13 protein-coding genes and 1 riboswitch are annotated in these 14791 nt (G+C 63.4%); of the genes, 7 read left to right on the top strand and 6 right to left on the bottom strand.

All coding sequences use genetic code 11. The features are described from left to right. Positions 1 to 73: 73 nt before the first annotated feature. From EN990_RS02910 to EN990_RS02895, 4 genes are all read left to right on the top strand, one after another. A complete protein-coding gene (locus tag EN990_RS02910) occupies positions 74 to 763 on the top strand; it encodes an SDR family NAD(P)-dependent oxidoreductase (RefSeq protein WP_024502571.1) in 690 nt (229 codons plus the stop codon). A 206-nt stretch (positions 764 to 969) separates the two neighbouring features. Next, the gene (locus tag EN990_RS02905) at positions 970 to 1809 is read left to right on the top strand and encodes a transporter substrate-binding domain-containing protein (RefSeq protein ID WP_164753666.1); all 840 of its coding nucleotides are present in this window, start codon (positions 970 to 972) and stop codon (positions 1807 to 1809) included. Between the two features lie 92 nt (positions 1810 to 1901). Then, positions 1902 to 3167: a cation:dicarboxylase symporter family transporter gene (locus EN990_RS02900; protein ID WP_245461024.1), complete on the top strand. Its 1266-nt coding sequence runs from the start codon at positions 1902 to 1904 to the stop codon at positions 3165 to 3167. Then, positions 3164 to 3961, top strand: a complete 798-nt coding sequence (locus EN990_RS02895) for an amino acid racemase (protein WP_127369438.1) — start codon at positions 3164 to 3166, stop codon at positions 3959 to 3961. Before EN990_RS02900 ends, EN990_RS02895 begins: the two co-directional genes overlap by 4 nt. Before the next feature lie 6 nt (positions 3962 to 3967). Here the strand turns inward: EN990_RS02895 and EN990_RS02890 are convergent, their stop codons facing one another. Then, positions 3968 to 5323: a glutamine synthetase family protein gene (locus EN990_RS02890; protein WP_127369437.1), complete on the bottom strand. Its 1356-nt coding sequence runs from the start codon at positions 5321 to 5323 to the stop codon at positions 3968 to 3970. Positions 5324 to 5806: 483 nt separating this feature from the next. Between EN990_RS02890 and ftsZ the strand changes: the two genes are divergently transcribed. Then, the gene (gene ftsZ, locus EN990_RS02885) at positions 5807 to 6841 is read left to right on the top strand and encodes a cell division protein FtsZ (RefSeq protein ID WP_013532929.1); all 1035 of its coding nucleotides are present in this window, start codon (positions 5807 to 5809) and stop codon (positions 6839 to 6841) included. 57 nt (positions 6842 to 6898) lie between these two features. Here ftsZ and fba read toward each other — a convergent pair whose 3' ends face one another. The 3 genes from fba to EN990_RS02870 form a co-directional block, all read right to left on the bottom strand. Beyond that, positions 6899 to 7963, bottom strand: a complete 1065-nt coding sequence (gene fba, locus EN990_RS02880) for a class II fructose-bisphosphate aldolase (protein WP_013532928.1) — start codon at positions 7961 to 7963, stop codon at positions 6899 to 6901. Between the two features lie 164 nt (positions 7964 to 8127). Then, positions 8128 to 8601, bottom strand: a complete 474-nt coding sequence (locus tag EN990_RS02875; RefSeq protein ID WP_027163855.1) for a 6,7-dimethyl-8-ribityllumazine synthase — start codon at positions 8599 to 8601, stop codon at positions 8128 to 8130. A gap of 77 nt (positions 8602 to 8678) precedes the next feature. After that, a riboswitch (FMN riboswitch) is annotated at positions 8679 to 8893 on the bottom strand. 66 nt (positions 8894 to 8959) lie between these two features. Next, positions 8960 to 10129 carry an MFS transporter gene (locus tag EN990_RS02870; protein WP_027163854.1) on the bottom strand — a complete coding sequence of 390 codons (1170 nt, stop codon included), beginning with the start codon at positions 10127 to 10129 and terminating at the stop codon, positions 8960 to 8962. Positions 10130 to 10178: 49 nt separating this feature from the next. Here EN990_RS02870 and EN990_RS02865 point away from each other — a divergent pair, with 49 nt between their 5' ends. Then, positions 10179 to 10718, top strand: a complete 540-nt coding sequence (locus tag EN990_RS02865; protein WP_013532925.1) for an Lrp/AsnC family transcriptional regulator — start codon at positions 10179 to 10181, stop codon at positions 10716 to 10718. A gap of 10 nt (positions 10719 to 10728) precedes the next feature. Here EN990_RS02865 and mtnA read toward each other — a convergent pair whose 3' ends face one another. Then, positions 10729 to 11823 carry an S-methyl-5-thioribose-1-phosphate isomerase gene (mtnA, locus tag EN990_RS02860; RefSeq protein ID WP_013532924.1) on the bottom strand — a complete coding sequence of 365 codons (1095 nt, stop codon included), beginning with the start codon at positions 11821 to 11823 and terminating at the stop codon, positions 10729 to 10731. Beyond that, on the bottom strand, positions 11820 to 13094 hold the full coding sequence (gene mtnK, locus EN990_RS02855; protein WP_063171611.1) for an S-methyl-5-thioribose kinase: 1275 nt from the start codon (positions 13092 to 13094) through the stop codon (positions 11820 to 11822). Before mtnK ends, mtnA begins: the two co-directional genes overlap by 4 nt. A 135-nt stretch (positions 13095 to 13229) precedes the next feature. On the opposite strand from mtnK, the gene EN990_RS02850 reads away from it, so the two are divergent. Further along, positions 13230 to 14741, top strand: a complete 1512-nt coding sequence (locus tag EN990_RS02850) for a sugar ABC transporter ATP-binding protein (RefSeq protein ID WP_024502579.1) — start codon at positions 13230 to 13232, stop codon at positions 14739 to 14741. The last annotated feature ends 50 nt before the right edge of the window (positions 14742 to 14791 follow it).

Below are 14791 nucleotides of genomic sequence, written 5' to 3'. Positions count from 1 at the left end.
TGTCAGCCCCGAAGGCGCGACCTTGCCTGATCTGGCGAACGCTTCCGCCGAAATCCGCAAGGAGTGAAAAATCATGGCATCCGATGTGGCCGTCATTGCAGGCGCCGGCGCTGGTCTGAGCGCCTCGCTTGCGCGCCTTCTCACCCGGGAAGGCTTTCGCGTGGTTCTGGCCGCCCGCAATGTCGAGAAGCTCAGCGCTCTGACCGACGAAACCGGTGCGCTGGCCGTCGAGACGGATGTTGCCGACGTCGCGTCCGTCGCCAGCCTGTTCGACACCGCAGACAAGGCCGGCCCGCTGGCGCTTGCAGTGTTCAACGCCAGCGCGCGCACCCGCGGACCGATCGCCGAGCTCGATGCCGAAGCGGTCAAACAGGCATTGCTGGTCGGCGCCTATGGCGGCTTCCTGGTCGGCCAGCAGGCGGCGCGCCGGCTGCTTGCGCGGGGTTCCGGATCGATCCTGTTCACCGGGGCCACCGCCAGCGTGAAGGGATTTCCCGGCTCAGCCGGCTTCGCCATGCCGAAATTCGGCCTGCGCGGCCTGGCGCAGTCCATGGCCCGCGAGCTCGCTCCGCAGAACATCCACGTCGCCCACTTCATCATCGACGGCCAGATCGAGCCGCCCGGACAGGTGGCCGATCCCGGCCGGCCGGACCGCCGTCTATCGCCGGACGCCATCGCCGAGGCCTATCTTACAACCCATCGCCAGCATCGCAGCGCCTGGAGCTCGGAGCTTGAGCTGCGGCCCTGGGCAGAGACGTTTTGACAGTGCAGCTGATCGCCTAGGGGCCAACTGATCGCCTGGCGGGAAGTAACGCGAGCCTTCCGCCACTCCTTTTACATTAGGCGATACTAATATTTTGTGGCTCTGAGCTGCTTATCCGATACATAAAAAAGCCCAGTGTAATATATACGTTTGTTTAACGTCGGTTGTGCATCTTGCTGGCTTTCCCGGTCTAATTGAGAACGCGTATGCCGGTTACACGTCGTACACTGCTTGCGGCCGGGAGCGGCGGGTTGCTGATCTCGCAAGCCCGGGCGGCCAACACTCCAGGACAGCAGGCGGAGAACGCCCCAAAGCCGATCGCGAGCGGCGATGCCTTGCGCATCGCAATGCCGGCCTTCGCTTCCAATCCGTTCTTCCCGGCCGACGGATCGGGGGACAATGGCATAGACATGGAACTGGCCCACGGCATCGCCGCGGCGCTTGGCGTCGAGCCGGTGTTCGACCGATCCGCCGCAACGTTCGACGATATCGTCAGACAGGTCAGTTCCGGACAGGCCGACATGGCGATTGGCAAGCTCAGCAGGACGCTTCAGCGCGGCCGGTCGATCATCTATTCCCGCCCCTACGCCATGCTGCGGCAAGGGCTGATCGCCAACCGCCTCAACCTGGCGCGTATCGCGCAAGGCAAGCCGCCAGAACAGATTGTCCGTGATTTCTCAGGCGATCTCGGCGTGATCGAGGGCTCTTCCTTCGCCACTTATGCGGCCACGACTTTCCCACATGCGCAAATCCATCGCTTGGCAAGCTGGGATCTGATCATCGATGCGATCCGAAACGGGACGATCGACATGGCCTATCGCGATGATTTCGAGATCAAGAAGCTGATGGTCGACGATCCGTCGATGACAGTCGTAGCGCGCTCCATCACGCTGACCGACAAGGTCGATACGATCGCAGTCGGCGTGCGGCCGGACAATCCGCATCTCGCGGCCTTTGTCGATCTGTATCTCGACCTCGCGCGGGGTCAGCAGATTCTCAACACGGACGAGATCATCGCCCGCTATCGCCTGGGGAGCAAAGCCTGACAATGGCCATCTCCGACGTAGCCGGACCCCTGCCTTTCGATTGGCGCCTCGTGGCAAGGCGTATCTTGCGATCGCCGGTGACGACGATTGCGATGATTGCTGCAGGAATCCTGTGCGGCCTCTACTATCCAGACTTTGCCCATGCGATCAGCCCTGTCGCACAACTCTACCTGAATTTCCTCAAGATGGTCGTCCTGCCCTATTTGGTCTCATCGGTCATCTTCTCCATCACGGCGATGGTCCAGGACCCGAAATCGGTCCGCTACCTCGGTAAGGTGGGTATGGCCGTGCTGGTCGTGTCGTTCCTGGCCGTGCTGGTGAGCGGCACCTTGTCGCTGATCCTGCAGCCGGGCCAGATCGAGAATCCCCAGTCGCGCATCGAGCTTGGCGAGTTCATCAATTCGCAAGGCAGCGTGTCCACCGATCTCGCCTTCCCGTTCCAGCCGCCGCCCTCCAATGGGGATCCCGGGCATTCGATCCTGCTCGACCTGGTGCCGAACAACGTCTTCAATGCGCTGGCCTCGGGACAGACCATCCAGGTTCTGCTGTTCTGCCTGCTTTTCGGGCTCGCGATGGGGAAGATTCCCCAGCCCTCGTCCATGAGCCTGACGCAGGCGCTCAACGCGGTCTACAGGGCCTGTACGGTGCTGACCAACTGGTTCATCTGGGGGTTGCCCTTTGCAACCTTCATCCTGATCGCGGACCAGACCGCGTCGACCGGAACCAAGCCGCTCACGCTGATGGGCGGTTACCTGCTGGTGATGGGTCTTTCCTGCCTCATATTCGTTGCCGGCGCCTTTGCCATTATCGCCATCCGGTCGCGACGAAGCTACTGGACGACGATCAAGACCTGCCAGCCCCTTCTCATGGTGGCCATCACCACACGCTCTACGGTCGCCTCGCTGCCGTGGGTCATCAACCTTTTGAGCGAGCGCCTGCGGTTCAGCCTGGTGGTCGTGGAACTGCTGGTGCCGCTGCAGGCGGCTTTGCTGCGTACAGGCCCGGCGCTGCTCTACACTTCGGGTGCGCTGTTCATCGCCCAACTCTACGGCCATCCGCTTGCAGTCCCCGACCTCGTGCTCGTCGGCATCATCTCGGCGCTTCTCGCCCTCACCACCGGCGGCATGGGCAGCCTGCTCATCCTGTCGCAGATGTCCATCGTCTGCGGCTACCTGAAGCTTCCCTTCGAGGCGGCGTTCGCTTTGTTCGTCGCGGTGGATGCGGCCGTGGACACGTTCATGACGCTGGCCAGCGTCTGCACCGTCGCAGCGAGCACGGCAATGATCGCTCCCAGCCACAGGGAGGCGACACAGCCTGAAACCGTCTCGGGACAGCTCGAAGCCGAGCCTGCCGGATGATCGACGACAGCATCCGTCCCCAGCTCGGCATTATCGGCGGCCTCGGGCCGCTTGCATCGGCTGACTTCTACTTCAAATTGACCCGGATGACCCAGGCGTTCAGAGACAACGAACATGTGCCTGCCGTGATCCTCAGCGTACCGCAGCTGCCCGACAGGACCGAAGCCATCCTTGCCGGCCATGACGGCCCGCTGGCGCCTTTGAAAGCCGCGGTCGCGACGCTCAATGCGCTCGGCGTCGCCTGCGTCGCGATGCCGTGCAACACCGCCCATCATTGGTACGACCAACTGGCGGCGAATTCGCGCGCGGAAATCATCCATATCGGCGACGCCGTGGTGGCGGAGACGCGTCGTAGCCTGGAGCGGGGCCGGGTTGCTGTTCTCGCCACCCAAGGCACGCTGGCCTCCGGCTTCTATCAGGACAGGATGTCGGCGGCGGGATTTGAGATCTGCCTTCCCGCGAACACCGAATTTCAGGCGTGCGTCGACAGCGCGATCAGCCTCGTCAAGGCGGGTTCGATCGCGGATGCGGCGGTTGAAACCGAGCGCGCGCTCGACATCGCGCAAGCGACCGGCGCCGATGCCGCCCTGCTCGGCTGCACCGAACTGTCGGTGGTGGCCGCCAGCCTCAACGACGTGAATGGATTGGTCGTCATCGACAGCAATGCGGCCCTGGCGCGAGCCTGCCTGACGCGATTAGGGTTCGGTACGCAGGAAGCCCGAGGCCTGCCGACCGTATCGCGGCCGCCAGGACATGATTGGCCGATGCGCGCCAGCTTGGCCGTACTGGCGTAACCCGATCTAGACGCTCTCGAGGTATGTCTCGATCTCGAAATCGCTGACATTGAGCGCGAACGTGTTCAGCTCCTGGCGTTTGCAGGCCACAAAGGAGTCGCGCAGGATGGCTGGAAAAATCTCCGCCACATGCGTCCCGCTCTCGAAGGCGGCGATCGCGGATGCCCAGTCCGGCGGCAGCTTTGCCGGCGGAAGTCCCTGGCCGTCTGTGCCGATCGGATCACCTGGCGACAACTGTCTTTCGATGCCGGTCAGCGCGGCGCCCAATATGGCCGCGAGCACCAGATAGGGGTTGGCGTCGGCTCCCGACACGCGGTGCTCGATACGGCGAGCAGCGGTCGGCCCGCCCGGAATGCGGATCGCGACCATGCGGTTCTCATAGCCCCAGGCGACCGCAGTCGGCGCATAGGATCTTGGGCGCAGCCTGCGGTACGAATTGAAGTGCGGCGCGAACACCAGCGTGCTCTCGGCCATTGCCGCAAGCAGGCCACCGACTGCATGGCGCATGGTCTCCGAGCCCTGGTCGGTGCCGTCGTCGAAGACGTTGCGTCCTTCACCGTCGACCAGGCTGAAATGAACGTGAAAGCCGTTGCCCGCCCGGTCGCCATAGGGCTTGGCCATGAAGCAGGCGGCAAAGCCGTGCTTGCGGGCAATGCCCTTCACCGTGCGCTTGAACAGCACCGCATCGTCAGCCGCCCGCAACGCGTCCGCGACATGGTTCAGATTGATCTCGAACTGACCGACGCCGTTTTCGGCGATGGCCGTGTCGACGGGAATGCCTTGCGTCCGGCAGGCCTCGTAGACGTCATGGATGAAGGATTCGAAATCGTCGATTTCGTCGATCGACAGCGCCGCGTCGGAATCGAGCCGGCGTCCGGTCACCGGCGAGACAGGGCCGACCGGCCGTTGCGATTGCGGATCGACGAGGTAGAATTCGAGTTCCGTTGCCGCGACCGGGGTCAGGCCCAGGACCTTGTAGCGATCGAGGATGCGGGCCAGCGCCCGTCGCGGGTCGCCGAGATAGGGCGCGCCGCTTTCGTCGGCAAGCCACAGCGGGACAAGTGCCGTCGGATGCGCCGTCCAGGCCACCGGCAGAATGCCGCGCCCGGTCCATTGGCACAGTCCATCGGCATCGCCGGTCGAGAAAACCAGGCTGTTGCCTTCGATGTCTTCGCCCCAGACATCCAGTCCGATCAGCGAAAAAGGCATGCGCAGCTTGCCTTCCAGCGCCTTTCTTGCCTGCTCGACGGGAATGCGCTTGCCGCGCATGATGCCGTTGAGGTCGCACACCGCCGCCCTCAGGCTCTGGATGTCGGTTCTGCTTTCAAGCCAGTTCAAAACGTCCGCAATTGCATCGCTCAATTTAAAACCTCTGGTTTTCGAAGGTGCCGCAGCCTGACCGGCCGCACGTCCCTGGTAAAAATAGCTGGTGAGTTTTAGGAAAACAGACGTGGCTGTCGCCAAGCGCTTTTCCTTATTTTTTCAAGTCACTAGCTGGTATGTCGGGAGGCATTTCAAAACCAATTGCGCGATCTGCGATCGCAACATAGAGGTTGGAGGGCGGAATGCCAAGCACGAGCCGGTAAACCAGCGCGCAGCCGCTATCGGCGGGAGCGGCGAGCTCGCTGCGGTAAGATCTGGCGCACGCAGCGCCCGAGCCACGCTGTGCAAAACGGTCATCACAAATCTTGACCTCGCATGCACTTGCACCTCTGGCCGCTGTCTGGCTTTTTGGGGTACCCATCGCAACGGACTGATTCGCGTCATGCCGCTCGATTGCAATATGCCCAAGGCAGTCTGCGGGTGGGTCGTGAAGCGCGCGCAATTGACGAAGGAGAAACAGGCATGGCCGAGTTCAAGAAGCCCGAAATCTCCGAGATGAGACCCAAGATCACCGTTATCGGCGTCGGCGGCGGCGGCGGCAATGCCGTCAACAACATGATCGCCGAGCAGCTTCAGGGTACCGAATTCATCGCCGCCAACACCGACGCGCAGGCGCTGACCATGTCCAAGGCGACGCGGCTGATCCAGCTTGGCGCTCATGTCACCGAAGGGCTGGGCGCCGGATCGCTTCCCGAGATCGGCCGCGCCGCGGCCGAGGAATCGCTCGACGAGATCATGGATCATCTGGCCGGCACGCATATGTGTTTCGTCACCGCCGGAATGGGCGGCGGCACGGGAACCGGTGCGGCTCCAATCATCGCCCAGGCGGCGCGCAAAGCCGGCATCCTGACGGTTGGCGTCGTCACGAAGCCGTTCACCTTTGAAGGCCGGCGCCGCATGCAGATGGCCGAAGAAGGCATCGAGCGGCTGCGCGAGAGCGCCGACACGGTGATCGTCATCCCGAACCAGAACCTGTTCAGGATCGCCGATGCCAAGACCACCTTCGCCGATGCGTTCGTCATTGCCGACCGGGTGCTCTATGCCGGCGTCAGCTGCATCACCGACCTCATCGTCAAGGAAGGCCTGATCAATCTCGACTTCGCCGATGTCAAATCCGTGATGCGCGACATGGGCCGCGCCATGATGGGCACCGGTGAGGCTTCCGGTGAAGGCCGCGCGATGAAGGCGGCCGAAGCCGCGATCGCCAACCCGCTGCTCGACGAAGTGTCGATGAAAGGCGCCAAGGGCGTGCTGGTCTCGATATCGGGTGGCAGGGACATGACCCTGTTTGAAGTCGACGAGGCCGCCACCCGCATCCGCGAAGAGGTCTACGAGGATGCCGACATCATCGTTGGCGCCATCTTCGACAAGGGCATGGAAGGCCGCTTCAGGGTCTCGGTCGTGGCGACGGGCCTCGACCGTGCTTTTGGCGCCGAGGATGCCGACGCCGGCATCGCGCGCGACCACGCCGGTCAGCCGGCGCGGACGCTTCAATAGTGTTCGGTAAACGGGCAGGGCGCTGCCGCGCTCCTGCCCTCGATACCAGCGTTCAGCTCAGCCGAACTTCGGGTCCAGACTGCCCGACTTGTAGCGCTTGGCCATTTCGGCGACCGGCAGCGGCTTGATCTTCTGCGCGTTGCCGGCGGTGCCGAACTGTTCGAAGCGCTCCTTGCAGAGCTTGCGCATGGCGGCCATGGCCGGTGTCAAATATTTGCGCGGATCGAACTCGCTTGGATTCTCGGTCAGCACCTTGCGGATCGCGCCGGTCAGCGCCATGCGGTTGTCGGTGTCGATGTTGATCTTGCGCACGCCGTGCTTGATGCCGCGCTGGATCTCCTCGACCGGCACGCCCCAGGTCGGCTTCATCTGGCCGCCATATTTATTGATGATCTCCTGCAGATCCTCGGGCACCGAGGACGAGCCGTGCATGACCAGGTGCATGTTCGGCAGGCGGCGGTGGATCTCCTCGATGACGTTCATGGCCAGCACCGCGCCGTCCGGCTTGCGCGAGAATTTGTAGGCGCCATGGCTGGTGCCCATGGCAACCGCCAGCGCATCGACATGGGTGTCTTTGACGAACTCGACCGCCTGTTCGGGATCGGTCAAAAGCTGGTCGTGGCTGATCGCCCCTTCGACGCCGTGGCCGTCTTCCTGCTCGCCGCCGCCGCTCTCGAGCGAGCCGAGCACGCCGATCTCGCCTTCGACGGACACGCCGCCCCAATGCGCCATGTCGACGACGCGCTTGGTGATGCCGGAATTGTAGGCGTAGTCGGCCGGCGTCTTGCCGTCTTCCTTCAGCGATCCGTCCATCATGACGGAGGTGAAGCCGTACTGGATCGCGGTGACGCAGGTGGCTTCGTTGTTGCCATGGTCGAGATGCATGCAGACCGGAATGTCGGGATGGATTTCGACCAGCGCGTCGATCAGCTTGGCCAGCACCACGTCATTGGCATAGGCGCGCGCGCCGCGGCTAGCCTGCAGGATGACCGGCGACTTGGTCTCCTCGGCGGCCTCCATGATGGCGAGGCCCTGTTCCATGTTGTTCATGTTGAAAGCGGGCACGCCATAGCCGTATTCGGCGGCGTGGTCGAGCAATTGTCTCAGTGTTATGCGAGCCACCCAATAGTCTCCCGTATCTGGTTTCAAGCGCAACGTCGCGGGCCGGCCGGTTTGCCGGTCGGCCCTTGATGCTTCTGGCGGGATTTCAAGGGAACCGCAACCTTCGGAGCGCTTATCGATCGCAATTCTTGTTGCAGGGTTGAAATCCGGCCAGTTTGACGACCTCAGGCCGCGATCAGGTCCCGCGCCGCCAGGAGTTGCACGCAGGCGTTCGCCGCTTCCTTGCCCTTGACGGTGAAGTGCTCGAAGAAGAAGCGGTGGTGCTCGGCGCTGTCGTGGTAGTTGTGCGGGGTGAGCACCGCCGACAGCACCGGCACGCCGGTCGACAGCTGCACGTTCATCATGCCGTCGATGACGGCACTTGCGACGAACTCATGCCGGTAGATGCCGCCATTGACGACAAAGGCTGTGCCGAGGATCGCGGCATAACGGCCGGTCCCGGCCAGGGTCTTGGCATGCAGGGGGATCTCATAGGCGCCGGGCACATCGAAGATGTCGACGGTGAAGCGCTCGCCTCCCAGAGAGGCCAGTTCCGTCTCGAACGCCAGTACGCACTGGTCGACGATATCGGCATGCCAGCGCGCGCGGATAACGGCGATGCGGGTCGTTTCGTAGTCTTTATGGGAATGCTGATTCATGGGTCCATCCTTCCGTTTCGAACCAGAATCAGGACGCACGATACGGATTAAGCCCGCGAAAAGCGGGCCGGCTTCCGTTTCGTCCTCTTCCATCCGGACTGTAACCGTCGGCTCCGGAATCACACCGGATCTGCTGACCTTTCCACTAGAGCGCCACGCGTCCCTTGGACGCGTAAAGGACGCTCTAGCACTTAAGAATCCACGCATTGATGCGTGGACCGGAAAGCGCTCGCGGGCTTGGGTAGAAACCCTTACCGCCGGTGGGGACTTTCACCCCGCCCTGAGAACATTAACGGCTTTGTATGAAAGGGCAGGACGCTGCTGTCAACCGTGAGAAGGTTGGGCCAAGTCCGTTCGACTACCGCGTGCGCCACGCCGCCGCCGATGCGGCGATCAGCATGAGCAGTGCTGCAACCATCACGCAGACAGCAAAGCCGAAGTTGGAATAAAGCGGCCCGAAGCTGGTGGTGCCGACAAAGACCGCGAGGTAAGTCACCGCACTGTTCAGCCCCATGATCGTGCCGCGCCGCGACGGATCGAGCGCCGACAGGCGCATCACCAGGACATTCAGGCCGAAATGGTTGGCCAGTCCCCAGATTGCCACCATGGTCAGGGTCAGCCCGAAACTGTCGCTCGTCGCCGCCATCGCGACGTAGACGACGGCGACAAGAAGATAGGCAAACGGCATGACGCGCCGCGCACCCAGTCTGTCGATGATGCCGTCGAGCAGAGCAGCCGTCCCGAAGCCTATGCCGTAGGCAAGCGCCGCCAGGCCATTGGCGCTCACCGGCTGTCCAAGCCCGACATGAAGATGGTCGCCGAGATAGCCATAGACGCCGTAGAACGAAGTCATGAAGGCCGCGCACGCGACCAGCAGCGGCAGGATTCCGGGAATGCCGAGCGCTTCCAGCGGGGCGGGCGCCGGTCCGGCCTTCCTGGTGTCGCTGAGCGACGTCGCTGTCAGCCCCATCCATGCAAGGGCCGCAAGCACCGCGACCGCTGCGAAAACGGCGCGCCAATGCACCAGATCGGCAAGCACGGCCGAAAGCGAAACGCCGGCAACCATGCTGAGTGTCCATCCGGTCAGCACGACGCCGATCGTGCCGCTCTCCCTGCCCGGAGGAGCGATGGCCGCCGCGCTGGCATAGATCGCCGGCATGGCGACGCCGGCGGCGATGCCGGCCAGCAGCTGTGCGGCGACCAGCATGATCACCGTGGGTGCCGCGGCGCTGGCGACCAGCGCCAGTGCCAACAGCAGCAGTGCGCCCTGCAGCATTCTGCGAGCACCGAGCCGGTCGATGTAGCGCGCCAGGAACAGCGCGCTGGCAGAGGTGCCGAGGCCGAACGCGGCCGCCGCAATCATCACGGCCGGCACGCTGGTTCCGAACGACGAGGCGACAGCCGGTGCAATCGGACCCAGCACCAGCGAGTTCGAGCCGATGACCGCGATGCAGCCCGTCAACAGATAGGCAAGCGCCGGGATCGGGGCTCGGGCAGTCAATGGTGCAAGTTGATCAATGTTCGACATATCGGCATAATGGCCGTATTATATTCAGCGGAGAACCAGGAATTTCGCCATGGATGAAGAAACAGATGGCATTCTGCAGAACAGGCCAGCGGCCCGCGATCTCGACGCGATAGACCGAAGAATATTAGGTGTCCTGGTCGATGATGCCACGATCAGCTACGCCGAACTCGGCGATCGCGTCGGCTTGTCGCCACCGGCAGCGCATGAGCGGGTCAAACGGCTCCGGCGCAGCGGCGCCATCCGCAACACGGTCACCATCATCGATCCCCGGGCGGTGAAAAAGCCTTTGCTCGCCTTTGTCCATATCGACACCAGGGGCTGGGGAAAGACGCCGGAACTGATGGCGGTCTCGCAATATCCCGAAGTGGAGGAAATCCATACCGTCGCCGGCGACACCTGCATGCTGCTGAAGGTCCGCACCGAAGACACCAGGGCCCTCGAAGGCCTTTTGGCGCGCCTCTACGAAACGCCGGGCGTCACCTCGACGCGCAGCTATGTGGTGCTCTCGACCTATCTGGAGCGGCCGGTGCAGCCGGGTATCACCGAGACTTGGCCGACACCCAAGCACATGGCCGAGCCTCTGTACTAGAAGCGAGCGGCTACGCCCGCTCGGGAAACATCTGCTTCAGGCCCTCGCGCGAGGCCTTGGCGACACCGCGCTCGGTGATCAGGCCGGTCACCAGCCGCGCCGGCGTCACGTCGAAGGCCGGGTTGGCCGCCGGCGTCGTCTCAGGCGAAATGCGCACCTGGGCAATCTCGCCGGCGGCGGTCTTGCCCCAGACCAGCGAGACCTCGTCGGCCGAGCGTTGCTCGATCGGGATCTCGGCCAGACCGTCATGCACCGTCCAATCGATGGTCGGCGACGGCAATGCGACATAGAACGGCACGTCATTGTCGGCGGCGGCGAGCGCCTTGAGATAGGTGCCGATCTTGTTGCAGACATCGCCGTCGGCCGTGGTGCGGTCGGTACCGACGATGACCATGTCGATTGCGCCGCGCTGCATCAGATGGCCGCCGGCATTGTCGACGATCAGCGTGTGCGGCACGCCGTGCCCGGCCATCTCCCAGGCGGTCAGCTGGGCGCCCTGGTTGCGCGGCCGCGTCTCGTCGACATAGACATGGACCGGAATGCCGGCTTCTGTGGCCAGGTAGATCGGCGCGGTCGCCGTGCCGTAATCGACCGTCGCCAGCCAGCCGGCGTTGCAATGGGTCAGGATGTTGACCGGCTCGCCCTTCTGCTTGCGCGCCGCGATCGCCTTGATGATGGTGAGACCGTTCTCGCCGATGGCGCGGTTGAGGCCGACATCTTCGTCGGCGATCTCACTGGCCCGCCGATAGGCGGCTGCAGCGCGTTGTTCGGTAGGCAAAGGCCGCAGGAAGCGCCGCATTTCGTCCAGCGCCCAGCGCAGATTGATCGCGGTCGGCCGCGTCTCGTGCAGGGTCTCCCACACGGCGTCGAGCGCTGCATCCGACGCATCGTCGGCCATCTGCATGGCGACGCCATAGGCAGCGGTGACGCCAATGAGAGGCGCGCCACGCACCCACATGTCACGGATGGCGGTGGCGATGCCGGCAACCGTGCCGATCCTCTCGATGCGGAAATCATGCGGCAGCCAGCGCTGGTCGATGATATCGACCGAACGCCCGTCGTCGCTCAGCCAGATGGTGCGATAGTGGCGGTCGCCGACGTTCAAATGCTGCTCTCCTGTTCGATCAGCGCGGCCAGTTGGTTGACCTCGTCGATGCTGTGGATCTGGCGCCGGTTGACGGCGAGGTGGCGGCCGAATTTCAGCGCCTTTGCTTCACAACTGGCGCGCAGATCCTCGTCGGCAATGGTCTCGAAATCGGCATTGTGAGCGAGACCGAGGATGCGCCGGTGCACTTCGACGCCGGCAAAGCCTAGCAGGTCGGTCCAGATCTGGTGCAGCACATGGTCGCGCGCCTGCTCTGAGGCAAGGATGTCGCCCTGGTCCTCGAACAGGCTCTTTTGGTAGAGCATGCCGGTGCGCTCGCTGCGCCATAGATGCGAAAACTCGGCGCGGAACACCGACCAGGTCTCGACCGTCACACCGAGCAGATAGGCGCGCATGGCGTCGCGCTTGCCCTTCTGTTCGTGGCCGCGTTGCGAGAAGAAGGACATCCAGAAATTGGCAAGCAGCATGCCGACGTCGAAAGCCATCGGGCCGTAGAAGGCGAACTCCGGATCGATCATCCGGGTCTCCGTGTCGGTGACCATGATCGAACCGGAATGCAGGTCGCCATGCAGCAGCGTTTCGGCATTGGCGGCGAAGATGTGCTTCAGCCGCTGCGCCTCGACCTTGAGGTCGCGGTCGGCGCGCAGTTCGGCGACCAGGCCGTCGAGCTGCGGCGAGGTGTGCCGGTTCATCTTGGCATCGAAATAGGGATCGGAGAACACCAGGTTTTCGGTGATGTCGCAAAGCTCGACATTGTCGGCGAACAGCGCCAGATCGGCCTTGCGGTCCTTGGCGGCCATATGCAGGTCGGAGCCGCGAAACAGCGTCCGGGCCATGAACAGGCCGATATCCCGGGCGATGTTCGGCAGTTGGCGGCCGTCGATCAGGGCACGGCGCAGGATGATATGCGGCGGCGCAAGATATTCCATGATGATCAGCGCCTGACCTTCATCGAAATAATGGATCGCCGGCACCGAGCCCGGCGCGCGCGCCTCTTGCCTGGTCAGCGCGTGATATTCGAAGAAGGAGCGCTTCAACGGCAGCGGCCAGCTGTCGCCGACCAGGCGGACATAGGGCAGGGCCTGCTTGACCACGGCCGCACCGCTGGCGCCCTCGACGATGAACACCAGGTTGAGATTGCCGTCGCCGACCTCGCGGACCTTCCAGGCGCCAGTGTCCTTGCCGATCTTCGCGCACAGCGCCTCGTTGCCGCCAAGGCGTGCAGCCAGGGTTTCGACCGACAGGGCTTCGAACGGCAATTCTTCAGTCATCGTTATCCTCCCGCATATGCGCTTCCAACATAACGGAGGCGTGGCGGCCGGGCCAAGCTAGGAAGCGATCTGGCAATTGTCAATCGTGTTGACAATTGCCGATGCAGCTCATAGCGTCATGTCAGGGAGGAACGCATGGTCGGCAATGCCGTGTTCCGCGTAGAGGGACTGAGGAAATCCTTTGGCCATAACGAGGTGCTTGGCGGCGTCTCGCTGGAACTGTATGCCGGTGAAGTGACCGTGCTGATGGGCGCCAACGGCGCCGGCAAATCCACCCTCGTCAAGATCATCTCTGGTGTCTATGAACGCGGCGGCGGGACGATGGTGCTCGCCGACCAGGATTTCGCGCCGAAAACCCCGGCCGAGGCGATCCGCGCCGGCGTCGTCACCGTGCACCAGAACATCAATGACGGTGTCGTCGCCGATCTCGACGTCGCCACCAACCTGACGCTGGACCGGCTGAGCGGCAGCGGTGCGCCGACCCTGTTCAATCCAATGCGCGTGCGGCGAGAGGCCAAGGCGGTTGCCGACCGCATGGGGCTGGCCATCGATTTGAAGGCGCGGGTGAGTGATCTTTCGCTGGCCGATCGCCAGATGGTGGCGATTGCCCGCGCGCTGGCGCACAAGCCGAAAGTGCTGATCCTCGACGAGCCGACCTCATCGCTCTCCAGCGCCGAGGCTGATCGGCTGTTTGCCCTGATCGACAGGCTGCGCGAGCAAGGCGTGGCCATCCTCTACATCTCGCACCGTATGTCGGACATAAGGCGGCTGGCCGACCGCATCGTATCGATGCGGGACGGGATCATCTCAGGCATTTTCGACAAGAAACCGCTCGACTATGAAGGCGCGGTCAACGCCATGCTCGGCCGCAAGATCCATCTCGACCGGATTGTTGTCAGGGATTCAGCCAATGCCGTCTTCAAGATAGACGGTCTGCGCATCGCACAAGGCGCGCGGCCGATCTCGCTGACGCTCGGCGACGGTGAGGTCGTTGCCATCACCGGCCTCGTCGGCGTCGGCAAGACGGCGCTTGCCGAGACGCTGTTTGGCGTGCGCCAGCCGCTGGCCGGCACAATGACGCTGAACGGCAGGCCTTATGCGCCTGAAACAGCCGGCGAGGCGATCGCCGCCGGCGTGTTCCTCGTTGCCAAGGACCGCGGCGAGAACGGCATCGTCGGCGGCTTCAACATCCAGGAAAATATCAGCCTGCCGTTTCACAAGCGCATGTCACGTTTCGCTGTTCTCAAGCGCCGTCTGGAACGCGCCACGGCGCGCCGGCAGATCGAGGAGCTGGGCATCGTCTGCCGCTCCGAGAAGGACGAGATGTCGGAGCTCTCCGGCGGCAACCAGCAGAAGGTGATGGTCGCCCGCTGGATGGCCCAGCATGCGAGACTGTTCATTCTGGACGAGCCGTTTCAGGGCGTCGATATTTCCGCCCGGCGCGACATCGCCGCCAAGCTCAGGGCCAGTGCAAACGGACGCGCCACGCTGCTGTTCGTCACCGAACTCGACGAGGCGCTGGAGACCGCCGATCGCATCCTGGTCATGTCGGAACAGACCATCGTCGGCGAGCACCGCAATGCCGATGTCGATCTCGACCGCCTGTTGGCCGAGGTCGCCGGCGGGCCGCTGCACAGTGCCGCCTGAGCACGGGCGTTAGGAATGGGAATGGAAAGAGCATGGGTTCGGATTGGCTA

This window comes from Mesorhizobium sp. M7A.F.Ca.US.005.03.1.1 (assembly GCF_003997975.1).
Taxonomy (GTDB): Bacteria; Pseudomonadota; Alphaproteobacteria; order Rhizobiales; family Rhizobiaceae; genus Mesorhizobium; species Mesorhizobium ciceri.
The sequence above is the reverse complement of the archived record's forward strand: the minus strand, read 5'-3'. Positions and strand labels throughout refer to the sequence as shown.